The following is a 24,408-nucleotide window of genomic DNA, read 5'->3' as shown; positions in this document are numbered from 1 at the left end:
CTAATAAAGAGAGGGCTTGAATCTATGGATAATTCGTTTGTACTTCAGTAATGCATATCAGATGCCAATTATTCGTTCTCAATTTCGAAAGAATTCGACGCGGTGTCTTTGTTGAGCCAATTGTTCAGGACATGCCTGAGGGCATTTAAAGTCGTCGGCTTTTCCAAACGCCCATCCATGAGCTTGGCAATCATTTCAAGCTCGCGTTCTCCAGACTCTCCTGAGAGCGCAATGATCGGCGTGTTAGGCGATAGCGCTTTTATCTTTTCACTGGCTTCAAATCCATTCATTACAGGCATTTGCACATCCATTAATATCAAATCGATGTGGTTAGCTTCAAACAGTTCGACCGCATTCTCTCCGTTCTTGGCTTGCAAGCTATTCACACCAAGTTGGTTTAAATACATTTGCACTAATGCTCGTTGCACTTCTTTATCATCAACGATGAGTACGGTTGGTGCGTTCTTATCTATTTTTACGTTCGATTTGGCTTTTTGTTCAGTGTGACTATTCTTCCAATCCGTGAAATAAGGCGTACGTAAGGTTTCAGCTTTTGGCGCATTGGGGACAACAGGGAAATAAAGGTGAAACTCGGTGAACTCTTCCAGTTTTGAGTGGCACTCAATTCTCCCGCCAAATGAACGCATTACGCGTTGGCAATAACCAAGCCCCAAGCCGCTACCACCACTTTTCTGGTAAGAGAAGAAGTCGTCAAAGATTTTGTGAGAGATGGTTTCGTCGATACCAGGACCGGTATCGCGGAACACAAGCACGTTTTCATAAGCCCCCGTACTGGTGCTGATTTCAATTTGACTATCTGGATAGGAATCAAAATAGTAAATTGCGTTACGAATGAGGTTAAAAATAACGAAGTTAAATAAGGTCTCATTTAGCTTGGCCACAAAATCAGTATGTTGTGGTAAACGAATTCTCTCAATTATCTTCTCATTTTCAAAACCGTAGTGGCTGACCGCTTGATCGACCGCTTTATGAATTGAAGAGAGGGCAATGGGCTCATGTTCAGGGGCGCTGTCGCTGACCTCCCGAAGAATGATATCAATCAACTGACGGCCACGTTGGATGGCCGCCTGACCATTTTCGATGTCAATTTTTATCTGCTCAATCGGTGCTTGGTTTTCAATATGCTGCTTCAGAGCCTCAAATTGCAATTGAACTTGAGCGAGAGGATTACGCATTTCGTGGGCAATTGAGTTAGCCAGCGCACGGCTTTGACGAATACGTCGATCGGCCTCAATGGTGCTTTGAACACGTGTAAGCAAGGTTTGCAACGCGGAGATCTCTTCATTTGAGAACAACTGATTGTTGATCTTATGTGGTGAGACCAATAGGTGCGTCACGGATTTGCCTTGCCCGAACAGTGGCATAACCAAAGCCGTATTATTTGAACTCATTTTTTCGTACAAGGCTTTTACGGAGCCCTTTGATGAGCTTGCATAGTCAATCTCGTCAGAGAGTTCGTCTAACACTAAGACAGATTTGTTTGACGACAAGTAATCTTCGTAAAATGTCTCAGTGTAATTACTGGTCACCAAGCGGAGCTTGTCGTTCGGGATTTGAAGTAATATTCCCAAACGTCTCATCGCATCATCAATCGACAGTTTGAACTCATCCTCAAGCGCTAAGATTTGTTGCACAGGTGTTTTCTTATTGCCGTAAATCAAAAACGATGAATAACGGCTTACTCGTTTATAAAGTAGATGCCAAGTAATGCCGATTAGGGCGCAGATTGGTGTGGCGATTAACCATTGTTTGCTATCTGTCATTGGGATGAAGATTGCACCTAAAGGCAAAACGAATATCGCGCATACGAGCAATGCGCTGAGTGACATGTATGCGAGGTATTTGACGCTATAAAAACGTGAGGTGAGTAGCGCATAACCTACGAATAACATTTCACTGATAGACAACGCTGGTGGTAGCCAAGTCAGTGAAAAGTCACCCATGAAGTAAGTCATGCCAAGGTGTATGGTTGCCGTTGATAGCATGAACACCAAGATGCCTGCGATCATGTAGTTGGTTTTGGCTAGCGTTAGTCTGCTGCTGTTAGCGCGCATGGCGACTAAGTTGACCAAAGTGAGCACAACGAAACTTACCAAACCTATGAAGAAGTAGGAGGTCTGTGGGCCAAACTCAATGACAAACTCACTAGGCCCAACGATTTCGACATGCTCTACCGTTAAGTTCGGTTGTAAGTTGATAAATAATGAGTAGACCGTCAGGGTGACGAAGATCAGTTGTTGCCAAGGGTGTACTTTGCCCTTTCTTTGCTCGGCTGAGAGTTGGCAAGAAAAGTAATAGGCGAACGCAAATGCGAAGAAGGACGCAAGGTTAGCAAACTTTGCCATAAAGATGCCGACATCCGGCCCCAAATCAGGCAAGAGCTCGGTATGGAAATACGCATTGCTGCTTATCCAAGCAATGATGCAAACAGAGTAAGCAATGTAAGGCGCGTGATGCGTCCCAAAGATAACCTCGTTTTTTTGTTTTAAGCGAAAGCAGTAGTAAATCAGCCACATAAAAACCACTGCTACCGTGGCAAGTAGCGTAATGGCTTTTGCGTAGATGATTGTCTCTAAACCGAAATCAAACATATTCATCCCTTTCGGATGACGCTCGTTTTCGGTTGGCTCTCACTGCGCGTTTGTAGGCGCGGAAATCGGTTTGATTGAATGCTTTGACCATCATTTCGAAATTCCAGAATCCCCGGTAAGTTTCTTTGCCGTCATTATTGAGATCGCAATATCCAGAATGGAAATACGCTTTCTTATCGATCGACTGATAAAAGTTGAGCATGAAAGGTTGCTCAATGATGGTGAAGCCTACTTTATAACCAGCTTGATACAGTACGTTCATTAGCTCTTTTTGCGCAAGGTAGAGAAAGTAGAGTTTCTGCTGGGCATTTCCACTTACTGTCAAGCGCAGGACTTCACACACGGATTGTGTATCGGATAATAGTAACTTGAATTCGCGATCAAATTCTGGGAGAGAGTAACATTTTAACAGTGTAGATGATGTAAAAAGCTGTAATCGCGTTAGTTCTTCGTACCCATGGTTTGGTAAACAGTAGTGCCATTGTTCGTTGCTAAATTGTGGTGCGTAGCTCAACCAACGGTTGTGAATAGCCCAATCCTGAACCAAAGCAGAGGCAACAAGGGTAGGGACCGCTTCATTGTCTGGATGTTTTAGTAATATAAAGTGCTTCCCTGTTTGCGACAGCGACAGTAACGGCAGCATTTCGTACCACTTTTCACCTTGTATAAAAAGCTCAAGATTACTTAACGTGACTGCATCACTCAGTGATATCGCTTGAGAGTGAGAGGGTGTTTTTACCATAAGTTGAGCATCTTCTATGCGTTCAATCATGGCACCGTAATAAGCGCTATCTTCAAAGGGCAGTTTGGTACTTATTGTAGAGATTTCCTGTACAGGAGGCTTCGTCTTGATTGCTGCAATTTCACATTCACACCAAAACTCCAGCCAGTGCGTAAAGCACTGAGATGCGACAAGCTCTAACGCCGTAATGTAAGGCGATAAGGTGGAAGGGTAACGTTGTACTAAATCACGATAGTCCATCGATTCAAACAGCACTGAAAAGCTCTTAGCCTTATGTTCTGGGAAGAGTGCAATGAGTTGATTTCTTCGGTAGTCAGTAACGGATTGGAATATAACTTGACGTTCTTGCGTATCGAAACCACTAAGAACCGCATTGATCAGCGCGAGCTGCTTTTTTTCAATAGGCATGCTGCTCGCAGATAGCACCCCTAAAGACGACGTAAAATTCATGAGATAACCTAGCCAAGGTTTATGGTTTTTTATTTATGCCGCTCTTATATCATTTAAAACAAAATATGCCATTAGTTTCTATTTAAACGGTTACCTAAGGCAGGTTTATCGTAAAAAAAGCCGCTCGATGGAGCGGCTTGAATGAGCGTTAATTTAAATTATGCTTCTTGCTTTTGAAGCTCAGTTTGTTGTGCTTCTTCTTCAATAAGTGCATCCACGATAACGGCACATGCTGCATCACCTGTGATGTTTAGTGCGGTACGAATCATGTCGAAGATACGGTCAAGCGCAAACAATAGTGGGAGACCTTCGATTGGAATACCAGCAGCAAGCAGTACCGCGACTACTAGGAATGAAGGACCAGGAACACCTGCTTGGCCTACTGCGCCCAGTGTCGAAGTGACGATGATCGCAACGTAAGCGCCCATGCCTAGGTCGATGTTGAACAGTTGCGCAAAGAAGATTGCCACTAGGCCGTAGTAAATCGCGTTACCTGACATGTTGATGGTTGCGCCAAGCGGTAAAACAAATGAAGCGGTTGAGTTTCTTACGCCCAACTCTTTCTCACACGTATCCATTGTTACAGGCAGCGTTGCCATTGAAGAGGCGGTAGAAAGGGCAACTGCTTGTGGCTTCTTCATTGCTGATACGAATTTCTTCGCCGATGTCTTAGTGAAGATATGTACCATTGCTGGGTAAACCACGAAGCCGAACACTAGGATTGCCGCTACGTAAACGACGAACAGTTTGAAGACCACCATTAGGGCACCAAAACCGAACGTACCTACCGCTTCAGCCATCAGACCAAATACACCGATAGGCGCAATGATCATCACTTTGTTGATCATCCAAACCATAGCGTCAACGATGCAGTTAACACCATTGATGATTGGCTCGCGACGTGATTTTTCTTGTTTTGAAATCGCGATACCGAAGAACATACAGAACACAAGGATCTGAAGGATGTTCGCTTCGTTTAGTGATTGGAAAACGTTGGTTGGGATCATACCAGTGATGGTTGCCCAGAAAGTAGGTAATTCACCTTTTGAAGCGTATTCAGCTGAGAACATACCTTCAACGCCAGAAACGTCGATGCCCATGCCTGGTTGGAATACTTCACCCATAAACAGTGCTAGTGCGACAGCTAGGGCAGACGTTAGACCAAAGTAACCTAGGGTTACCAAGCCCACTTTACCTGCAGATTGGCTATTGCCTAGACCTGCTGCACCTGAGATAAGCGCTACTGCGACCAGAGGGATCACAAGCATCTTGATCAGGTTGATGAAGATAGCACCTAGTGGTGCAAATACTGTCGCGCTTTGACCCATGAAGGCACCAACGGCAGTACCTACGATCATTGCAATGACGACTTGTACGCCAATGTTGTTTAGCAAACTCTTTTTGTTTAACACTTCCATAACCTCTGTGCTAATAAAATGTAAAATCCTAAAATTACCCACCAATATAAAGTTGTTATTTGGATAATTATATCGCCTTGCTTTTTACACTTATCATTCACAATTAGCAATACAATTTCCGTACAAACTTATCAACTGATCGGGAATTCATTGATGAATGGTAGTTTTTTAATCACAAGCAAACGATTGCTATCGATCGTGCTGATATTTTTACTAGGTGATGTTTATAAAATATATGGTAAGAAAGAGGGAAATTTAGAGAATGGATGTTAAAAAAAAGATCGATTCCGAATGGTAAATAAGGAATCGATCTCATATTCATGCGAGTAGTAATACGTTATTTTTGTGTTGCTGCTTTCATAGCAGAAACGAATTCACTTAGCTTATCTAGCATGATTTGTGGTTGCTCAACGTGCGCTTCAATGATCTTCACCACGGCTGAGCCAGAAATCGCACCAGCGGCACCAGATTCTAGTGCTTGTTTCACCTGTGCTGGCTCAGAGATGCCAAAACCAAGTAATGCTGGTGGCGCATCAAATTGGTTCAGTCTATCCAGCATGTGACCTACAGGCATGTTTGCTTTGGTTTCTGCGCCAGTAACACCTGCACGAGATAGTAGGTAAGTGTAGCCGCCACCCAGCTTCGATACTTGCTTCAGTGTTTCATCACTTGCCGTTGGTGGTGCGATGAAGATTGGGTGAATACCAAACTTTTCTGCAGCAGCAACAAATTCGGCACTTTCATTAGTTGGTACATCTGCAATCAAAACAGAATCGATGCCTGCTTTTGCACAACGCTCATAGAAGTTCTCGATACCACGAGAGTAAACAAGGTTCGCGTACATCAGAAGACCAATAGGCAGCTCTGGGTACTTAGCTCGGATCTTACCAATTTGCTCGAAGCAGATATCTGGTGTTGCACCTGAATCTAACGCGCGAATGTTAGCGCCTTGGATGGTTGGGCCATCGGCTAGCGGATCTGAGAATGGAATACCAAGTTCAAGGGCATCTGCGCCAGATTCAACCAGTGTTTCCATGATTTTGTAAGACTGCTCTGCGTTTGGATCGCAAACCGTTACGAACGGTACAAATGCGCCTTGGTTTTTCTCGTTTAGACGCGAGAACATCTTTTCATAACGGCTCATTAGATCGCTCCTTTTTCTTCTAGGATGGCATGCACAGTGAAGATATCTTTATCACCACGACCAGATAGGTTGACTACCAGCAATTGTTCTTTCTCAGGATTCTCACGAGCCATACGCAGTGCGTGTGCCACTGCGTGAGAAGATTCTAGGGCAGGGATAATGCCTTCATGGCGTGCAATCTCTTGGAATGCTTCTAACGCTTCATCGTCTGTCACGTTGTCGTATTCTGCACGACCAATTGCGTTTAGGTGCGCGTGCTGAGGACCAACTGAAGGGAAATCAAGACCCGCAGATACAGAGTAAGACTCCTCAACTTGGCCGTTAGGATCTTGCATCAATGGCGCTTTCATACCAAAGAAGATGCCCGTTTTGCCATGTTTAAGTGGTGCACCGTGCTGGTCTGTATCGATGCCTTTACCTGCTGGCTCAACACCAATTAGGCGAACGCTTTCTTCTTCGATGAAGTCAGCAAACATACCAATCGCATTTGAACCACCGCCCACACATGCGATAACCGCATCAGGAAGACGACCTTCACGTGCCAAAATCTGATTCTTCGTTTCTTCACCAATCATGCGTTGGAAGTCACGCACGATGGTTGGGAATGGGTGAGGACCTGCCGCTGTACCTAATAGGTAGTGCGCGTCTTCATAAGTTGCAGACCAGTCGCGTAGCGCTTCGTTACATGCATCTTTAAGTGTCGCTGAACCCGAGTGAACAGGAATGACTTCTGCACCCATTAGCTTCATACGGAATACGTTCGGGCTTTGACGCTCAACGTCTTTTGCACCCATGTAAACGCGACACTTAAGGCCAAGCAGCGCACACGCTAGTGCCGTTGCTACACCGTGTTGACCTGCTCCCGTTTCAGCGATGATTTCGTTTTTACCCATGCGTTTCGCAAGCAGAGCTTGACCTAACACTTGGTTGGTCTTGTGCGCGCCACCGTGAAGTAGGTCTTCACGTTTTAGGTACAGTTTAGTTTTCGTACCTTTGGTTAGGTTACGAGTTAGAGTCAAAGCCGTTGGACGGCCCGCATACTCTTGAAGAAGCGTCATGAATTCGCTGCGGAATTCTGGATCTTCTTGCGCGTCGATAAACGCTTGCTCTAGTTGCTCCAGTGCTGGAACTAGAATTTGCGGAACGTACTGACCGCCGTATTCGCCAAAGTAGGCATTCAGTTTTGCCATCGTTATATTCCTTCTCGTATTTTTCGCTACGAATAGCTTTAAATTTTTTAGCTGATGTCCAGCTTTAGTAGTTGCGAATGGCGGTGAATGCCGCAAGCAACTTCTGTGAATCTTTTTTGCCTGGTGCGCTTTCTACACCAGAGTTTAAATCTAATCCCAAGCAACCTAGTGTCGCTGCTTGTTGAGCATTTTCTGGCGACAGTCCGCCCGCTAGCATAATTTGACTTGGGTCGCCGATCAGTGACCAGTCGAACACTTGACCGGTTCCGCCGGTTTGAGTGCCAACTTGTGCATCTAATAAATGGCGGTCAATGTTGTCTGCAAGCAGTTCTGGCTTCGCATCTGTCACGCCGTAAGCTTTCCAAATTTCTACCGCTGCTGGCAGTTCGGCTTTGAGTTGGTTTACGTAAGCTTGGTCTTCTTGCCCGTGCAGTTGCACCGCTTTTAAGCCCAAAGAGGTTGCGACTGAAGCAACAAAATCGATATCGTGATTTTGGAAAACGCCAACGTAATTCAGTGGGGCACCGCTCATAGTTAAGCGAGCACCCTCAAGGTCAACCGCACGCTTCGACTTCTCGACAAAAATCAGGCCACCAAATACTGCGCCAGATTGATACGCTTTTGCTGCGTCATCTGGGTGCGTTAAGCCACACACTTTGTTTTCGCCTAACGTCACTTTACGTACTGCAAGTTCAAGGTTGTCTTCCGCCATCAGTGAACTACCAATCAAGAATCCGTCTGCGTATTCCGCTAAATCACGAACTTGTTGATGCGTATAAATGCCAGACTCTGAAATCACGGTCGCATTTGGTGCTAATTCGCGAATTGTCGGTGCCAGTTCTTTAGTACGATTCAAATCAGTACTTAGGTCGCGCAAGTTACGGTTATTGATGCCGATAACGCGTGCGCCTAGCTTAACGGCACGATGAAGCTCTTCTTCGTTGCTGACTTCGGTCAGGATACCCATGTTCAGGCTGTGTGCTGCTTCTTCTAGCGCTTTGTACTCTTCGTCATTGAGGACAGACAGCATTAGCAAGACAGCATCAGCACTGTAATGACGCGCTAGGTAAACTTGGTAGTTATCTACCATGAAGTCTTTACAAATAACTGGTTGTTTGACTTGACCACGCACTTGAGGAAGAAAGTCAAAGTTACCTTGGAAGTACTTTTCGTCTGTTAAGACTGAAATGGCATCTGCATGGTTGTTGTAAACCGATGCAATGTAATCCAAGTCGAAGTGATCACGAATTAAACCTTTAGAAGGAGATGCCTTCTTACATTCGGTGATGAATGCCGTCTTTTCGCCACTCAGAGCATCGTAGAAGCTGCGGTCCGATGGCAGCAAATCAGACTGAAATGTGCTTAGCGGTTGAGACACCTTACGGTCTGCTACCCACTGATATTTGTCGCGGACAATTTTCGCCAGTACTTCTGCCATTTCTGCTTCTTTCTTAGAAACGTGTTCAGACAGGTTGCCAGCTTGCTGAGTGTTGAAGTCAGTCATCTTCTTCAATTCCTTAAGCGTGTGCGGCAAGTTGTTGTACCAATTGGTACGCCTTGCCTGAATTCATTGCCTCAATCGCTTGCTGCGTGTTGGCTTTTAAATCTTCGCGGCCGAATAGACGCATTAGCAGAGCAACGTTTACTGCCACTGCGCCCAATTGTGCGTCTGTACCTTTACCCGTCAGAATATTGGTAATGATCGCTTTGTTTTCTTCAGGATCGCCACCTTTGATCGCTTCTAGTGGGTGTGCTTCTAGACCGAAGTCTTCAGGCGTTAGTTTGTATTCTGTGATCTTACCGTCTTTGATTTCGGCAACGGTTGTTTCACCGTGAATTGCTACTTCGTCCAAGCCACTGCCGTGTACCACCGCGGCGCGCTTCATACCCATTTGTAGCATGGTTTCTGCGATAGGACGAACCAGTTCTTCACTGTAAACACCCATCAATTCGATGTTTGGACGAGCTGGGTTAATCAGTGGGCCAAGAATGTTAAAGATGGTACGTGTTTTCATGGTTTGACGCACTGGCATCGCATGGCGCACACCACCGTGGTATTGAGGTGCAAATAGGAAAGCAACACCGATATCGTCTACCGCTTTGCGCGTATCTTCTGCGCTCATTGCTAGATTGATACCAAATGAATCAAGAAGGTCAGAAGAGCCTGATTTGCTGGAGACGCTGCGGTTACCGTGTTTCGCTACTTTTAGACCACATGCTGCAGCAACAAACGCCGCAGTGGTTGAAATGTTGATGGTGTTGTGACCGTCGCCGCCAGTACCTACGATATCTGCGAAATCGTAATCTGGGCGAGGGAATGGGTTTGCGTTTGCCAGAAGTGCTTTCGCCGCGCCTGCAATTTCATCTGGTGTTTCGCCTTTGATTTTTAGTGCAGTCAGTGCTGACGCCATCAAAATTGGGCCTAGTTCACCACGGATAATGATGTCGAATAGCTGTTGGCTCTCTTCCTGAGTAAGCGATTCTTGCTCGTACAGTTTAGTAATAATAGGGTTGATGATTGCTTCCATATTTCCTCTCCTAAATTTCTTATGTGCCAAGTGCTTTTTAAGCAGTGAGTGGGTTCGCTGAAGTTTGTTCTTCAAGTGCCCATTCAATGGCATTGGCCAACAGTGTTGCTCCGTAGGTCGTCATAATAGATTCCGGGTGGAACTGGAACCCGCAAACTTTATCTTCTTCATGTACAACAGACATTACCAAGTCATCCACTTCTGCTGTGATGGCTAGGCTCTCAGGAACCTTGGTCGCAACTAGCGAGTGGTAACGCGCAATCGCAAGTGGTGATGGTAGGTTTTGGTAAATCGCATGGTTTTGGTGCTCCATCATGGAGACCTTACCGTGAATGATTTCGCCTGCACCAGCAACGGTACCGCCGTACGCTTCAACAATCGCTTGGTGACCAAGACAAATGCCGATCATTGGAACTTTGCCTTTCATCAGTTGAATCAGTTCTGGCATTGAGCCTGCTTCTGACGGTGCACCAGGACCAGGCGATAGCAGAACCACTGGGTTTTCAAGCTCGTTCACCGCTTGTTCAATGGTTTGTGCTGGGATGTTATTTCGGTAAATCTTGACTGAGTGACCTAGCGAGCGGAATTGATCCACAAGGTTGTAGGTGAACGAGTCAAAGTTGTCGATAAAAATGATATTAGCCATCTCTGAACCCTATTCCTTATTGTGACTTATGCGCTGCTTGGATAGCAGAGATTACTGCTTGTGCTTTGCCGCGCGTTTCGTCTGCTTCCGCTTGTGGATCAGAATCGAATACCACGCCAGCACCAGCTTGAACTTGAGCAATGCCGTTCTCAACGTACGCTGAGCGGATCACGATACAGGTGTCGAGTGTGCCTTCACCAGTTAGGTAACCCACAGCACCACCGTAGCTACCGCGACGTGCGCCTTCTACATCGCGAATCAACTGCATTGCGCGAATCTTAGGTGCGCCTGTCAACGTGCCCATGTTCATACACGCTTGGTATGCGTGCAGTGCGTCTAGGTCTTCACGTAGTTGACCGACCACACGAGATACCAAGTGCATTACGTGGCTGTAGCGGTCGACTTTTAGAAGGTCTGCTACGTGGCGAGTGCCAGCTTGAGCAATACGAGCGACGTCGTTACGTGCCAAGTCAACCAACATCATGTGTTCTGCGTTTTCTTTCTTGTCGGTGCGCAGTTCAAGTTCGATGCGGCTATCTAGGTCGAAATCAATCTCGCCGTTAGGGCGCTTGCCACGGCGACGAGTGCCTGCGATTGGGTAGATTTCAATTTGGTTGGTATCGGTTTCGTACTTAAGCGCGCTTTCTGGTGATGCGCCAAACAAAGTGAATAGCTCATCTTGCATGTAGAACATGTAAGGGCTTGGGTTGCTTTGTTTAAGTTCTTTGTAGGCTGCCAATGGAGAAGGGCAAGGTAGTGTGAATCGACGAGATGGTACGACTTGGAATACATCGCCTTTCACTACGTACTCTTTAAGGTCACGAACGATTTGGCAGAAGTCTTTATCTTCGATGCTAGGTTGGGCGTGAACATTCTCAAGTTGGGCGGCACTAGGTAGCAGCTTAGGAGAAGTACATTGAGTACTGATTTCTTCGATTCTTGCTTTTAACGCTGACTTTTGAGAATCATCGACAAACAAAGTTGCCTGCAAATGGCAAGACTCTGTCTGATGATCCACAACCAATAGCGTTTCTGCTACGTAAAACACGTAGTCTGGGCATTGGTTAGTTGCTTCTGCATTGCCCAACGGTTCGAAGTTCGCAACTAAGTCGTAGGCAAATAGACCACCAAGGAAAATTGCATGTTTGTCTTGCTCTGAGATATCGAAGCTGTGCTGAACCAAGCGAAGTGCATCAAAAGATGACGCTTCACGTAGACGAGAATCTTCATCCAGTGTGTCGCATGGTTGTGTAAATTCTAGCGTTAATGTGTCAACGTCAAATTGACGAGAGACATCACCACGGACATTTTGGTTTAAGTGTGCTAGTAGGTTTTTGCCGTTATCCGTGAGAGCTTGCATGGTGACAGTGTGACCAAAGCAGACGATACGAACTGCCGAATCAACCAGTAACAGGGATTTCAAGTCTTGCTTTGAATCGATTTCAGCAGATTCCAGCAATAGGCTGTCAGTTTTGTTCTTACATAGCGTGTGGAACAAGCGAGTCGGGTCTTGAGTATAAGGGACGGAAGCCGTTAGCACTTCAAGCTGTCCAAGTTTCTTAATTTCAATGGCCTTGTTCACAAGACCTCCTTATAGCTGTTTACATCTTCCTGCCGTACATAGTCGCATAAAGCAAACGTTCACCCAATCAAGTTTTGGTCATATTCGATGAATGTTTAAGCAGTTGAATGTGAGATGGACGACAAAACAAAAAGCCCGCTGAAGTAGCGGGCTTTGTGACATTTAATTCTCTAAACTAGAAGTACACGTTCGCCCACCAAGAACTTGTCCAAGTGCGCCACCAAGCAACGTCTGCGGAATTCATCTTATTCAGACGAACCGCAACTTTCGCTTTCTGGTTTTGGTTAAATTCTTGTAACATGGTGAGCCTTAAATAGGTACTTCGTATTTGTGTACTAGTTAACTAGTGCAGAGATAAAAAGTCAACCCCAAAACAGCATTAAAACGACAAAAAGATGAGAATTGATTTACACAGCCACACTACAGCCTCGGATGGTCGATTTGCACCGAGTGATTTGGTGGATCGGGCACTAAGTTTTGATATCGAGGTTTTGGCGATCACGGATCATGATACGGTTGACGGCTTAGCTCCGGCCAAGCAATACGTTGAAGAAAATAATCTGCCGCTCAAAATCATTAACGGTATCGAGATCTCGACTGTTTGGCAGAACAAAGACATCCATATTGTGGGTTTGAATATTGATCCGGAAAGCCCAGCATTGGTTGAGTTAATTCAGCAACAGAAAACGCATCGCGTAGCAAGGGCGCAGCTGATTGCGGAGCGTCTACAGAAAGCCACTCGCGATGGGGTGCTCGAAGAAGTTCAGTTAATTGCCGGTGATGCGCCAATCACACGAGCTCACTTTGCTAAATGGCTTGTGGACAATGGCTACGCAAAGAACATGCAGATGGTGTTCAAGAAGTTTTTGACGCGTAACAATCCAGGTTATGTTCCACCAAACTGGTGTTCGATGAAAGACGCTGTCGACGCGATTCATGCTGCTGGTGGACAAGCGGTTTTAGCACATCCAGGGCGATATCAACTTACCGCCAAATGGGTGAAGCGAATGCTGGCTGCGTTTGTGGAGGCGGGTGGTGATGCTATGGAAGTGGCTCAGCCCCAACAAGCACAACAAGAAAGACGCAACTTGGCTGATTATGCTATACAATACAAACTATTAGCTTCTCAAGGCAGTGATTTTCACTATCCGTCACCGTGGATGGAGTTGGGAAGAAACCTCTGGTTGCCTGCGGGTGTAGAACCAGTTTGGAAAGATTGGGGTATTGATCCTTCGTTGAATACTCAACCTGACGAAGTCGAAACGCCATAAAAAATATAGAGCCGAGAGGTTCGATAATGAGGAATTACAATGAGCCAGTTTTTTTACGTTCATCCAGAAAACCCACAGGCTCGCTTGATCAATCAAGCAGTAGCAATCATTCGTAACGGCGGTGTGGTGGTTTACCCAACCGATTCAGGTTACGCACTAGGCTGTCAATTGGAGAACAAGCAGGCGCTGGAACGAATTTGTCAGATCCGTCGTCTGGATGACAAGCATAACTTTACGTTGTTGTGCCGCGATTTGTCGGAGCTTTCTCTGTACGCACGAGTGGATAACTCGGCATTCCGACTACTAAAAAACAACACACCGGGTCCTTACACTTTTATCTTCAAAGGCACAAAAGAAGTGCCGCGTCGTTTGATGAACGCAAAACGCAAAACGATTGGTATCCGTGTTCCAGATAATCGTATCGCATTGGACTTATTAGAAGCGCTTGGCGAGCCGTTGATGTCAACATCGCTAATTTTGCCAGGTAGTGACGTGACGGAATCGGACCCTGAGGATATTCGTGACAAATTAGAGCACGCGGTTGATGTCATCCTTAATGGTGGGTATCTGGGTGAGCAACCGACAACAGTGATTGACTTTAGTGATGGTGAGCAAGTGATAGCGCGCGTAGGTTCTGGTGACCCAGCGCCATTTGAGTAAGCTCGTCAACTCAAAAGCAAATACGAAACTAGCACAAAGCTAAATAAGAAAGGGAGGCGAAGACGCCTCCCTTTAATTTTTGAATCTATGAGTAGAAGTTCACATTCGTGGATTATGCGAAGTCAAAGATATCGATATTGTGGTGCTCAACGTAGTTCATGTAACCCGCATCAATACCTTTCAACGTTACTTCCACATTAAACTCGTCGCTAGAGAACACAGCCCAACCAAAGTCGTTGTATGACAGCGTTAGGTCGTCTGCGGAATCGAGGAACGTGTCGCGAATACCATCGTCGTTGGTATCGAGACCCATATCAAATACAAGCTTATCGTGGCAAATGTTGAAGTCTAGGATCTCTGCTTTCACTTCAATGTCGTTTGAGGAAACTGGCTGATCTGGAACGCCAACCGCAAGACGGTTTGTCATTACGAACGTGTCATCACCACATCCACCAGCAATCACAGAGTTGCCATCACCAACGACGACCGTATCATCACCCCAACCGGCATTGATGAAGTTGTTGCCAGAGTAGTCGAAAATCGTATCGTCACCACAACCACCAAATAGAGAGTCATTACCCAAGCCGCCAGACAAGTAATCGTCGCCTGAACCACCAGCCAGTAAGTCATCACCTCTGCCGCCTAATAGAGTGTCGTCACCACGGCAACCAAAGACATAGTCATTTCCGTCGAAACCAACAAACTTATCATCGCCACCAAAACCGACGAAAACGTCGTTGGTATCTGAGCCTTTTGTTCCGGTCATGTTGTCGTCTTCTGAGGTGCCAAATATCCAATTTAGGTCAAGATTTGTATGAGACATTTATTATTCCTTTTCATCTGATTAAGGGAGCTAGCAAGCTGAACAGTTATCTTTCTTATAACCTTGATAATTTTATCAGGTGCACCAAAAATTCAGAGGTGTGGACAGACCCATAATAGTGCGGTTCTACCCTAGTGCGGCTTAGTACTAAGTTGGAGAAGATGATGAGTTAAGTGTGAGTTTTAGAGCGAGATTTTAACGAGAGAATCTGGACGATTTCACTTACATTAAATGGGAGAATCTCGTATAATGTCCGACCGAAAAAATCCCATTTACATGGGTAACTTGCAAAATGAAGACCAATTCTGGTCTCGACGTCTGTGAAGACGACACATAGGTAGATAAATGAGCGAAAAGTTACAAAAAGTATTAGCACGCGCAGGTCACGGTTCTCGTCGCGAGATTGAATCGTTAATTAAATCTGGTCGCGTTAGCGTGAACGGAGTCGTAGCTAAACTTGGTGAAAGACTAGAAGATGAGAACAGCGTAGTTCGTATCGATGGTCACGTTGTGTCTGCGAAGGTACAAGAAGAAGTGATCTGTCGTGTTTTGGCTTATTACAAGCCAGAAGGTGAACTGTGTACTCGTCACGACCCAGAAGGTCGTCGCACTGTTTTCGATCGTCTGCCAAAGATCCGTGGTTCTCGTTGGATTTCAGTAGGTCGTCTTGATGCTAACACATCAGGTTTGCTGCTGTTTACAACAGATGGGGAACTGGCGAACCGCCTTATGCACCCAAGCCGTCAGGTTGAGCGTGAATACCTTGTTCGTGTTTTCGGCGAAGTAACTGAACAGAAAGTGAAAAACTTAGTTCGTGGTGTTGAACTTGAAGATGGTATGGCACGTTTCGAAGATGTGGTATATGCGGGTGGCGAAGGTATGAACCACACGTTTTATGTTGCTATCAACGAAGGTCGTAACCGTGAAGTTCGCCGTCTGTGGGAATCGCAAGATACGACGGTTAGCCGCCTAAAACGTGTTCGTTACGGTGATATCTATCTGGATAAGAAACTGCCTCGTGGTGGTTGGATGGAACTTGATCTTAAAGAAGTAAACTACCTACGCGAATTGGTAGAGCTTCGTCCAGAAAAAGAAACCATGCTTGATCTGAACAAAGACAACACCTCACGTAAACGTGAACGTGCTCGTAGCCAAAAAATCCGTCGCGCTGTTAAGCGTCACGAAGAGCGCGTAAATACGCCTAAAGGCCGCAGCAACAACCCTTCTCGCCGTAAGCCAAAGAAGAGCGCAGGTGATCAGGGTGCACGCAACAAGCATCGTTAATCGATAGCGAAAATTAGAAAGGCTTGCCACTTGGCAAGCCTTTTTCTTATCTAGCGTTTCGCGTTCGTAATCTTTCGTGTTTGCCAATCACACGTAACTTTAACTTACTGACATAAAAAAACACCAGCGAGAGGCTGGTGTTTTTGATCATGATGAGGAAATCGTTAATCACGTTTCCAAAGCATATGGCAGAACTTATGTTCTGGGTCTCGACTGATTAGCATACGAGCAAACACGTCATCAAGTACGTCATTTTCCTCGTTTACTAAGCCGATTCGAACTTCTGCATACACTTCTTTGTCGATGTCGAAGCCAACATGTTCAACCCAGTCATCACCGGTTTCAACAAGTTCTGCGGCACCACGATCTTCAAATTGCGCGGTAAACAGAATGACATCAGCTGGCTCTAGGTTATCTGGAGCCATTTCAAGGAAGATGTCGTACGCAGCGTCGATAACGTCGTCGTAAGAAATCAAATCAGACATGCTTATGCTCGGCTCATGTATTTACGTTCAGTCGTGTTGATGATCACGCGGTCACCAGTCGCGATGTACTCAGGAACTTGAATTACAAGGCCTGAAGCAAAGCGTGCTGGTTTAGTACGTGCAGATGCAGATGCCCCTTTAATTGAAGGGTCAGTTTCTTCAATCACTAGCTCAACAGAAGAAGGAAGCTCGATACCAACAGCAGAGCCGTTGATTAGAATAAGGTGGATACCTTGAGTGTCTTCGTTGATGAACAGAAGCTCATCTTCAACTTCGTTGTGTTTGAATGTGTATTGTGAGTAGTCTTCGTTATCCATGAAGATGTGCTCATCGCCATCAGCGTATGAGTACACAACTGCACGTTTGTTCATTTCTACCGTTTCAACCACATCATCAGATTTGTAACGCTCATCTACACGAGCGCCAGTGTTTAGATCTGTACAACGCATTTTGTAGATCTTAGCGCCGCCACGACCACCAGGAGTCGTAACTTCGATGTCTTTAACTAGAAGAGTTTTACCATTAGACTCGATTGCGAAGCCTTTTTTGATTTCACTTGCCTTTGGCATTGTATTTTCCTATTTACACTTATTAAGCAAAACTTGGTGATTATAGCGCTAACTTGTTTGTCTGGCACCAAAATTAATCGTTGTTGTTTAATCCTAATGAAACGGCTGAATGGGCTTGATTCAAAACCATAGCTAGTGGATCATATTGACCATCGTTCGCTAAAAACTCGAGATCGCGTTTCAATCAATGTCTCTCTCTGTTATCAATCCAAAACAACCTTTCCAACCAGAATTTGAACCTCTTATTCGAGAGGTGCTAGCGTGCCTAAAAGGCGGCCTCGGTGCTAACCTGCATAGTGTTTACGTGTATGGCAGTGTTGCGCGAAAAAGTGCCATTGCAGGTAAATCAAATCTTGATCTGGTGGTGGTAACGAAGTCCAGTTTTGAAAACAACCGAGCAACAATACTCAACACCATCAAATGGCGAGCGCAGCAAGGACACCCACAAGTTCAAGGTGTTTCTATTCGTACCGCGCTGGTGAGTGAGGTAGCAAACCTAGACAGTATTTTTACTTGGGGGTTTATGCTCAAGCATTGTTGCGTTTGTGTGTATGGTGAGAGCTTAGGCGATTGTTTTGGCGATTATGTTCCAAGTTGGGAAATTGCTAAACACTGGAATATGGATGTGGAAGATTGGATCTCAGTCTATCGAAGTAAGATTAGCCAAGCCAGCAGCGTAAAAGAGCAGGTAGCGGCACAAATCGTGATTGCGAAGAAATTACTGCGAGCGTCTTATTCGTTGGTGATGTATCGAGATAAACGTTGGTTTGATGATCCTGTTGAATGCGGTGAGGTATTTTTGAAGTATCACCCTGAAAAGCAATTGGAGATCGAACGTTTGGGTATCTTGCTGGCTGGTCGAGCAATTCCCAAACGCTCTGTACTTGGTTTGATGGATGGCTTTGGAAGTTGGCTTGTAAAGCAGTATCAAAAAACCGAGTTCCGAATAGGTTAAGCCACGCCATCTATGCGCAGTATCTTCTAAAATAATCCCATTTGAGGCGCTGACAGTTGCTCAAAGTCAGTGCCGATAAACGGCAGAATAGCATCGGCGACCGGCTTTAGTTGTTTATCAATGTAATGTTGGTAATCGATAGGACTGTTTAGGTATTCGTGTGGCTCTGGTCCATTTACGGTAATCAGGTATTCGATTCGACCACGGTTTTGATACTGCAACGGTCTCCCAAGTTTAGCATTGATGTCATCTGCTAAGCGTGCGGCTCGTACCTGTGGTGGAATGTTTTTTTGGTATTCGTGCAGCTTTCGACGTAGGCGTTTCTGATACACCAATTGATCATCGAATTCACCGCTGTTGGTTTTCTCGACCATTTCTCGCACATAGTCACTTGGATCTTCACCGTGAAAAACCATTTGATACAAGGTGTTCTGGAACTTCTGTGCCAGAGGCGTCCAGTCAGTCCGAGCGCTTTCTAATCCTTTGAAGATAATGCGCTCTTGTTCGCCTTCGCCAATCAGCCCGGCGTAACGTTTCTTAGAGCCTGTCTCTGCCCCACGAATTGTCGGCATTAAGAACTTGCGGTAATGGGTCTCGTATTCTATTTCGAGAATAGACGTTAAGTTGTATTCACTCCGTAAGTGTTCCGTCCACCAGTGGTTGATGTAGTCGACCAGCGTATTCCCAACCTCATCCGCCTCTTCTTGGCTATAAGCGCCATTTAAAGATACGAAGGTGGAATCGGTATCGCCATAAATCACTTGATAGCCTTTGTCTTCAATCAGCACTTTGGTTTGCTTCATGATCTCGTGGCCACGCATGGTGATGCTTGAAGCAAGGCGGGTATCAAAGAAACGGCAGCCAGACGAACCTAGCACACCATAGAATGAGTTCATGATGATCTTAATTGCTTGCGAAAAGGCTTTCTCGTTATTCTTTTTGGCGACATCACGCGCGGCCCACAGCTTCTCAATCATCTCCGGTAGGAAGTGTTTCGAGCGATGGAACTGACCGCCACGGAATCCCGGGACGGCTTCATCATCTGCCTTGCCGATTTCAAGCTGTAAACCTTCGACTAAGCCCATTGGGTCAATCAAGAAAGAACGAATGATCGATGGATATAGGCTTTTAAAATCCAATACCAAGACTGAGTCATACAGATTCGGAATAGAATCCATCACATAACCGCCTGGGCTAGCGATCCAGTTCTCGGGGTGTAGGTTAGGTGCGACATAACCTGCACGGTGAATCTGTGGCAAATACAAGTTAGTAAACGCTGCCACTGAGCCCCCTACGCGATCCAGTTCCACTCCCGTTAAACGTGATCGTTCAATAGCGAAGTCGAGGAGGTGGGTATGGTCGAAAATCTTATTTACCAAAACGCAATCTTGCAGGTTATATTTTGCAAGAGAGGGCTTATCCAATCGGTACATGCGATTGATCTCGTCCATTCGGTCATGCACGTTATGAATTTCTTTACCTTCGCCAAGCAACTCTTGAGATACAGACTCAAGTGACCATGAACGGAAATGATATGTTGCTGTCTTTAAGGTATCGATACCATCGAGAACCACACGGCCGGGAATCGAGATAAACCCTTGCTGGCTTTGCGCTGAACTCCGGAAAAAGCTGGCTTGATCCGCGCGACCAATCATTAGCTTCATACTGTGCCATTCTGCACGTTTGTGTAAGAGGCGGAAGTCGAAGTCAATGACGTTCCAGCCAACAATGACATCCGGGTCGAACTGCTTAAACCAATCAATCATAGCTTCAAGTAATGCTCTCTCGTCTTTCACCCATTGGATTTTTGTTTCTGCGGGCTCCGGGTCGCCAATCATAATCACGCGTGAATCAACAGGGCTATCTAAACCAATGGAATAAAGAATGCCTTTCTCTGAACATTCCAAATCAAGGGAAACAACGTGCAGATTTGGTTCATATTCGCCACTACGGCATTTCGCATTTTGGACACGTTGGAAGCCATTAAGGAACTGTTGGTTGCCCGTAAACTCAATACTACCTTTGATAAAACGTTCCATAAGGTAGCGATCAGCTAAGCGCACATCCCCTTCATAATGAATGATGTCATTTTGTGTCAGAGCATCTTGCAAAGTGAAAGCGTCTTTGGTGTTGTGGGTGTAGCAAGCCGCGAGAGCTGAGTGTTGGAAGTTTTTGAGTTGGAGTGGTTTTACTGACACCTCGAGCTGTTTTGAAGCAGCCAGCATATTGACTTGTTCAAGGTGCGCTTGTTCAACAAAGAACACCGGTTTTTCCCCATGAATCAGCAATTGAGATGGTCCGTCCTCTGTCGAAAGCCAAAGTTCAATTTGCGTTTGGCCTTTGATGTCTCGTGCTTGACGAGTGAGTAGGAAGCCTTGTTGGATATTCAAAAGAGAGAAACCTTATAATTCTTTGAGTTCACTATTCTAACATTAAGAACTGTAAAAATAACCAGTAAAACCCTGAGTCGGTATGGGGGAAGAAGAACCCATGTTTTCGCTTGTTAGGCAACGTTTGCTCGCTTATGGAATAACCATTTAGGGTTGATATTGCGCACTGCTAAACAATATGAAACCTAGTTGCTTGATTTATGGGAATTTCTGTTGTTAATTAGCTTGTCTTAAATTTCGGCTTTGCAGGTCTTTCACTCAAATAATAGAGTGGTTTATGAATAAGTTCTTGCCAAATTTTGCGTTTGAGCACATATTCATAGAAAGCAATTTTTTGCCTAATGCGTTATTATATAGGCACTCATACTGATATCCACATTTAACCAAGTTATGTGGGTGCAGAGCCAATAAAAGTGTGGAGATACAAGTTTGATAAATGTTTTCCTTGTAGATGATCACGAGCTGGTTCGCACAGGGATACGACGTATTATTGAAGACGTCCGTGGAATGAACGTAGCAGGAGAAGCTGACAGCGGTGAAGAAGCAGTAAAATGGTGTCGCAGTAATCATGCCGACGTTGTTTTAATGGATATGAACATGCCAGGAATTGGCGGCTTGGAAGCCACGAAAAAAATTCTTCGCGTGAATCCTGATGTAAAAATCATCGTACTAACCGTTCATACGGAAAATCCGTTCCCTACTAAGGTGATGCAGGCAGGGGCTTCTGGTTATTTGACCAAAGGCGCAGGTCCTGATGAAATGGTTAATGCAATTCGTGTTGTTAATAGTGGGCAGCGTTATATCTCCCCAGAGATCGCGCAACAAATGGCGTTGAGTCAATTCTCACCAGCCTCTGAGAACCCATTTAAAGACCTTTCAGAACGCGAATTACAGATCATGATGATGATCACCAAAGGTCAGAAAGTGACGGATATTTCTGAACAATTGAATTTAAGTCCAAAAACAGTCAACAGCTACCGCTACCGTCTGTTTAGCAAACTGGACATTAACGGTGACGTTGAGTTGACACACTTAGCGATTCGCCATGGAATGCTGGACACCGAGACCCTTTAGTGTGAATCCTCCCTTCGATTCGGCTTCCTTTCTCAAGACAGTAACTCATCAGCCCGGCGTTTACAGAATGTACAACGCCGAGGCTGTTGTTATTTACGTAGGCAAAGCCAAAGATCTCCAAAAACGTCTTTCCAGTTACTTTCGTAAAAAAGTAGACAGTGAAAAGACCCGCGCCCTCGTTAGCAATATCGCCAAGATTGATGTCACAGTAACTCATACAGAGACGGAAGCGCTCATTCTTGAGCATAACTACATCAAGCAGTATTTACCTAAGTACAATGTCCTACTACGTGACGATAAATCCTATCCTTACATTTTTATTAGTGGACATAAACATCCTCGATTATCTATGCATCGTGGTGCTAAAAAACGTAAAGGTGAGTACTTTGGTCCATATCCTGATTCTGGTGCAGTGCGCGAGACGTTGCATTTATTGCAAAAAATCTTACCCGTTCGACAGTGTGAAGATACGGTTTACTCTAACCGAACTCGACCGTGCTTGATGTATCAAATTGGTCGCTGTGCAGGACCTTGTGTCAGCACCATTATTTCCGACGAAGAATATGCTGAACTGGTGGGTTTGGTCCGGTTGTTCTTGCAAGGCAAAGATAAGCAAGTGCTAGAGCAACTCATCGAAAAGATGGAGTTGGCCAGTCAGCAGCTTCGCTTTGAAGACGCGGCTAAGTTCCGAGACCAAATTCAAGCTATTCGCCGTGTTCAGGAGCAGCAATATGTTTCTGAAGACAGCATGGACGATATGGATGTACTCGGTTTTGCACAAGAAAACGGCATCGCTTGTATCCATATCCTGATGATCCGTCAGGGTAAGGTGCTAGGCAGTCGCAGTCATTTCCCTAAGATCCCGCACAATACCAGTCAACAAGAAGTCTTCGATAGCTTTCTTACTCAGTACTATTTGAGTCATAACGAGGCGCGCACCATCCCTTCTCGCATTATTTTGAACCAAGAGCTAGGTGAGGATGTGTTGTCTATACAGCAAGCGTTAAGTGACGTAGCAGGGCGTAAGGTGCAATTTCATACTTCACCGACAGGCTCTCGTGCTCGTTACCTCAAACTGTCCAACACCAACGCATTGACGGCGATTACGACTAAGATTAACCATAAGATGACCATTAACCAACGCTTCAAAGCGCTGCGTGAGGTGTTGGGAATGGAGTCGATAAGTCGTATGGAATGTTTCGATATCTCGCACACGATGGGCGAAAGTACGATTGCGTCGTGTGTGGTATTTAATGGTGAAGGCCCGGTAAAACAAGAATATCGCCGTTACAACATCACGGGCATTACAGGTGGTGATGACTATGCTGCGATGGGGCAGGCGTTAGAGCGTCGTTATTCAAAGCAGTTGGACGTAGAAAAGATCCCAGACATCATCTTTATCGATGGTGGTAAAGGTCAGCTAAATAGATCTCATGAGATCATTTCGCAATATTGGGGAGACTGGCCAAAGCGTCCAACGATGATCGGTATCGCAAAAGGGGTAACCCGTAAGCCGGGGCTTGAAACCTTAATTACCGTAGATGGTGAGGAGTTTAACTTGCCAAGTGATGCGCCAGCACTGCATCTCATTCAACATATTCGCGATGAAAGCCATAATCATGCTATTGCAGGTCATAGAGCCAAACGTGGAAAAACCAGACGTACCAGTGCGTTAGAAGGGATTGAAGGCGTTGGTCCCAAACGTCGTCAAGCTTTGCTGAAATACATGGGCGGTTTACAAGAACTCAAGCGGGCAAGTGTCGAAGAAATCGCCAAAGTGCCAGGAATTAGTCACTCTTTGGCAGAAATTATTTTCCAAGCATTGAAACAATAAGGAAAATCCCGCAACATTAACACGCAATGTGTAAGAGAATAATAAAATGCGTTTGAATATCCCGAACATTCTGTCTCTACTTAGACTGTTCCTAATCCCAGTTTTCGTGGTTGTTTTCTATCTACCTTACTCTTGGGCTCCTTTTGCTGCGGCAATGGTTTTCTGGGTTGCGGGTTTTACCGATTGGTTAGATGGCATGTTAGCCCGTAAGTTAGGCCAAACCTCTCGATTCGGTGCTTTCATTGACCCAGTAGCAGACAAGGTACTGGTGGCGACAGCGCTGATTTTGATTACTGAGCATTACCACTCGATTTGGGTAACGATTCCAGCCGTCACAATGATTGCTCGTGAAATCATCATCTCTGCATTGCGTGAATGGATGGCAGAAATCGGTAAACGTGCGAGTGTTGCGGTTTCTTGGGTCGGCAAAGTCAAAACCGTATCTCAGATGTTCGCCCTTTGGGTTCTGATCTGGCGTTACGACGACTGGATGGTATGGCTTGGCTTTGGAGCGCTTTACGTTGCCACGTTCTTAACATACTGGTCTATGGTTCAATACCTAGCTGCGGCGAAAGATGATTTACTTAATGAAGAACATCACTAAGTAATCGAAACAGATGAATTTAGAAAGCAGGCTATTAGCCTGCTTTTTTATTGCTTGAGGGAAAGCTGCCTTAAATAATAACTGTGATCTAAGTCTGGTTTTTGCTCGCTGGGCCGTGGTCGGATACTCAAGTACGAATTTCTCTAC

Annotated in this window: 21 protein-coding genes and 1 other annotated feature; of the genes, 7 read left to right on the top strand and 14 right to left on the bottom strand. The window is 45.4% G+C overall.

Features of this window, described 5'->3' with window-relative positions; all coding sequences use genetic code 11:
* Positions 1–68 precede the first annotated feature (68 nt).
* From L1076_RS05775 to L1076_RS05730, 10 genes are all read right to left on the bottom strand, one after another.
* Positions 69–2,612 carry a hybrid sensor histidine kinase/response regulator gene (locus L1076_RS05775; RefSeq protein WP_038880527.1) on the bottom strand — a complete coding sequence of 848 codons (2,544 nt, stop codon included), beginning with the start codon at positions 2,610–2,612 and terminating at the stop codon, positions 69–71.
* Positions 2,605–3,804 carry an acyl-homoserine-lactone synthase gene (locus L1076_RS05770; protein ID WP_038880524.1) on the bottom strand — a complete coding sequence of 400 codons (1,200 nt, stop codon included), beginning with the start codon at positions 3,802–3,804 and terminating at the stop codon, positions 2,605–2,607. The genes L1076_RS05775 and L1076_RS05770 overlap by 8 nt, the downstream gene beginning before the upstream one ends.
* Positions 3,805–3,962: 158 nt before the next feature.
* The gene (locus L1076_RS05765) at positions 3,963–5,222 is read right to left on the bottom strand and encodes a dicarboxylate/amino acid:cation symporter (RefSeq protein ID WP_038871875.1); all 1,260 of its coding nucleotides are present in this window, start codon (positions 5,220–5,222) and stop codon (positions 3,963–3,965) included.
* 337 nt (positions 5,223–5,559) lie between these two features.
* Entirely contained in the window at positions 5,560–6,366 is an 807-nt protein-coding gene (trpA, locus tag L1076_RS05760) for a tryptophan synthase subunit alpha (protein WP_038880521.1), read from the bottom strand.
* Positions 6,366–7,556, bottom strand: coding sequence for a tryptophan synthase subunit beta (gene trpB, locus L1076_RS05755; protein WP_005376781.1), 1,191 nt, complete (start codon positions 7,554–7,556; stop codon positions 6,366–6,368). The genes trpA and trpB overlap by 1 nt, the downstream gene beginning before the upstream one ends.
* Before the next feature lie 64 nt (positions 7,557–7,620).
* Positions 7,621–9,060: a bifunctional indole-3-glycerol-phosphate synthase TrpC/phosphoribosylanthranilate isomerase TrpF gene (gene trpCF / locus L1076_RS05750; RefSeq protein WP_054757117.1), complete on the bottom strand. Its 1,440-nt coding sequence runs from the start codon at positions 9,058–9,060 to the stop codon at positions 7,621–7,623.
* A gap of 13 nt (positions 9,061–9,073) precedes the next feature.
* On the bottom strand, positions 9,074–10,084 hold the full coding sequence (gene trpD / locus L1076_RS05745) for an anthranilate phosphoribosyltransferase (RefSeq protein ID WP_237303332.1): 1,011 nt from the start codon (positions 10,082–10,084) through the stop codon (positions 9,074–9,076).
* Between the two features lie 37 nt (positions 10,085–10,121).
* Positions 10,122–10,730, bottom strand: a complete 609-nt coding sequence (locus L1076_RS05740) for an aminodeoxychorismate/anthranilate synthase component II (RefSeq protein ID WP_038880512.1) — start codon at positions 10,728–10,730, stop codon at positions 10,122–10,124.
* A 16-nt stretch (positions 10,731–10,746) separates the two neighbouring features.
* Positions 10,747–12,312 carry an anthranilate synthase component 1 gene (locus L1076_RS05735; RefSeq protein ID WP_237303331.1) on the bottom strand — a complete coding sequence of 522 codons (1,566 nt, stop codon included), beginning with the start codon at positions 12,310–12,312 and terminating at the stop codon, positions 10,747–10,749.
* A gap of 125 nt (positions 12,313–12,437) precedes the next feature.
* Positions 12,438–12,541 (bottom strand) — a sequence feature (Trp leader region).
* Positions 12,488–12,613 carry a trp operon leader peptide gene (locus L1076_RS05730; protein WP_038871861.1) on the bottom strand — a complete coding sequence of 42 codons (126 nt, stop codon included), beginning with the start codon at positions 12,611–12,613 and terminating at the stop codon, positions 12,488–12,490. It overlaps the preceding feature by 54 nt.
* A 94-nt stretch (positions 12,614–12,707) precedes the next feature.
* Here L1076_RS05730 and L1076_RS05725 point away from each other — a divergent pair, with 94 nt between their 5' ends.
* Both L1076_RS05725 and L1076_RS05720 read left to right on the top strand, forming a co-directional pair.
* Positions 12,708–13,583, top strand: coding sequence for a PHP domain-containing protein (locus tag L1076_RS05725; RefSeq protein ID WP_237303330.1), 876 nt, complete (start codon positions 12,708–12,710; stop codon positions 13,581–13,583).
* A gap of 39 nt (positions 13,584–13,622) precedes the next feature.
* On the top strand, positions 13,623–14,243 hold the full coding sequence (locus L1076_RS05720; protein WP_038871858.1) for an L-threonylcarbamoyladenylate synthase: 621 nt from the start codon (positions 13,623–13,625) through the stop codon (positions 14,241–14,243).
* A 112-nt stretch (positions 14,244–14,355) separates the two neighbouring features.
* Here the strand turns inward: L1076_RS05720 and L1076_RS05715 are convergent, their stop codons facing one another.
* On the bottom strand, positions 14,356–15,066 hold the full coding sequence (locus L1076_RS05715) for a calcium-binding protein (RefSeq protein ID WP_237303329.1): 711 nt from the start codon (positions 15,064–15,066) through the stop codon (positions 14,356–14,358).
* A gap of 345 nt (positions 15,067–15,411) precedes the next feature.
* On the opposite strand from L1076_RS05715, the gene rluB reads away from it, so the two are divergent.
* Positions 15,412–16,350 (top strand): 23S rRNA pseudouridine(2605) synthase RluB, encoded by a 939-nt coding sequence (gene rluB, locus L1076_RS05710; protein ID WP_038871854.1) that lies wholly within the window; start codon positions 15,412–15,414, stop codon positions 16,348–16,350.
* Between the two features lie 164 nt (positions 16,351–16,514).
* On the opposite strand, the gene L1076_RS05705 is transcribed toward rluB, so the two are convergent.
* Positions 16,515–16,835, bottom strand: a complete 321-nt coding sequence (locus tag L1076_RS05705; protein WP_005431208.1) for an HI1450 family dsDNA-mimic protein — start codon at positions 16,833–16,835, stop codon at positions 16,515–16,517.
* 2 nt (positions 16,836–16,837) lie between these two features.
* Positions 16,838–17,404 carry an elongation factor P-like protein YeiP gene (yeiP, locus tag L1076_RS05700; RefSeq protein ID WP_005431209.1) on the bottom strand — a complete coding sequence of 189 codons (567 nt, stop codon included), beginning with the start codon at positions 17,402–17,404 and terminating at the stop codon, positions 16,838–16,840.
* A 187-nt stretch (positions 17,405–17,591) separates the two neighbouring features.
* On the opposite strand from yeiP, the gene L1076_RS05695 reads away from it, so the two are divergent.
* On the top strand, positions 17,592–18,359 hold the full coding sequence (locus L1076_RS05695) for a nucleotidyltransferase (RefSeq protein WP_038880500.1): 768 nt from the start codon (positions 17,592–17,594) through the stop codon (positions 18,357–18,359).
* A 26-nt stretch (positions 18,360–18,385) separates the two neighbouring features.
* Here the strand turns inward: L1076_RS05695 and L1076_RS05690 are convergent, their stop codons facing one another.
* The gene (locus L1076_RS05690) at positions 18,386–20,749 is read right to left on the bottom strand and encodes a DNA polymerase II (protein ID WP_237303328.1); all 2,364 of its coding nucleotides are present in this window, start codon (positions 20,747–20,749) and stop codon (positions 18,386–18,388) included.
* A gap of 429 nt (positions 20,750–21,178) precedes the next feature.
* Between L1076_RS05690 and uvrY the strand changes: the two genes are divergently transcribed.
* From uvrY to pgsA, 3 genes are read left to right on the top strand one after another with little or no spacing between them, the layout of a single operon-like run.
* Positions 21,179–21,823, top strand: coding sequence for a UvrY/SirA/GacA family response regulator transcription factor (gene uvrY, locus L1076_RS05685; RefSeq protein WP_005434947.1), 645 nt, complete (start codon positions 21,179–21,181; stop codon positions 21,821–21,823).
* A gap of 1 nt (position 21,824) precedes the next feature.
* Positions 21,825–23,657, top strand: a complete 1,833-nt coding sequence (gene uvrC / locus L1076_RS05680) for an excinuclease ABC subunit UvrC (RefSeq protein WP_102386971.1) — start codon at positions 21,825–21,827, stop codon at positions 23,655–23,657.
* 46 nt (positions 23,658–23,703) lie between these two features.
* Positions 23,704–24,261 (top strand): CDP-diacylglycerol--glycerol-3-phosphate 3-phosphatidyltransferase, encoded by a 558-nt coding sequence (gene pgsA, locus L1076_RS05675; RefSeq protein ID WP_005530466.1) that lies wholly within the window; start codon positions 23,704–23,706, stop codon positions 24,259–24,261.
* The last annotated feature ends 147 nt before the right edge of the window (positions 24,262–24,408 follow it).

The organism is Vibrio sp. MMG023, assembly GCF_021654215.1.
Classification (GTDB): domain Bacteria; phylum Pseudomonadota; class Gammaproteobacteria; order Enterobacterales; family Vibrionaceae; genus Vibrio; species Vibrio jasicida.
Note: the sequence above shows the minus strand (reverse complement) of the source record. Positions and strands in the feature narration are given on the sequence as shown.

Coding starts and splice junctions, on each gene's coding strand:
- yeiP (WP_005431209.1), bottom strand. CDS start 17,404: ATGCCAAAGGCAAGTGAAATCAAAAAAGGCTTCGCAATCGAGTCTAAT.
- rluB (WP_038871854.1), top strand. CDS start 15,412: ATGAGCGAAAAGTTACAAAAAGTATTAGCACGCGCAGGTCACGGTTCT.
- L1076_RS05720 (WP_038871858.1), top strand. CDS start 13,623: ATGAGCCAGTTTTTTTACGTTCATCCAGAAAACCCACAGGCTCGCTTG.
- trpA (WP_038880521.1), bottom strand. CDS start 6,366: ATGAGCCGTTATGAAAAGATGTTCTCGCGTCTAAACGAGAAAAACCAA.
- L1076_RS05715 (WP_237303329.1), bottom strand. CDS start 15,066: ATGTCTCATACAAATCTTGACCTAAATTGGATATTTGGCACCTCAGAA.
- L1076_RS05740 (WP_038880512.1), bottom strand. CDS start 10,730: ATGGCTAATATCATTTTTATCGACAACTTTGACTCGTTCACCTACAAC.
- L1076_RS05765 (WP_038871875.1), bottom strand. CDS start 5,222: ATGGAAGTGTTAAACAAAAAGAGTTTGCTAAACAACATTGGCGTACAA.
- L1076_RS05725 (WP_237303330.1), top strand. CDS start 12,708: ATGAGAATTGATTTACACAGCCACACTACAGCCTCGGATGGTCGATTT.
- L1076_RS05775 (WP_038880527.1), bottom strand. CDS start 2,612: ATGTTTGATTTCGGTTTAGAGACAATCATCTACGCAAAAGCCATTACG.
- L1076_RS05730 (WP_038871861.1), bottom strand. CDS start 12,613: ATGTTACAAGAATTTAACCAAAACCAGAAAGCGAAAGTTGCGGTTCGT.
- L1076_RS05770 (WP_038880524.1), bottom strand. CDS start 3,804: ATGAATTTTACGTCGTCTTTAGGGGTGCTATCTGCGAGCAGCATGCCT.
- pgsA (WP_005530466.1), top strand. CDS start 23,704: ATGCGTTTGAATATCCCGAACATTCTGTCTCTACTTAGACTGTTCCTA.
- L1076_RS05705 (WP_005431208.1), bottom strand. CDS start 16,835: ATGTCTGATTTGATTTCTTACGACGACGTTATCGACGCTGCGTACGAC.
- trpD (WP_237303332.1), bottom strand. CDS start 10,084: ATGGAAGCAATCATCAACCCTATTATTACTAAACTGTACGAGCAAGAA.
- trpCF (WP_054757117.1), bottom strand. CDS start 9,060: ATGACTGACTTCAACACTCAGCAAGCTGGCAACCTGTCTGAACACGTT.
- L1076_RS05695 (WP_038880500.1), top strand. CDS start 17,592: ATGTCTCTCTCTGTTATCAATCCAAAACAACCTTTCCAACCAGAATTT.
- trpB (WP_005376781.1), bottom strand. CDS start 7,556: ATGGCAAAACTGAATGCCTACTTTGGCGAATACGGCGGTCAGTACGTT.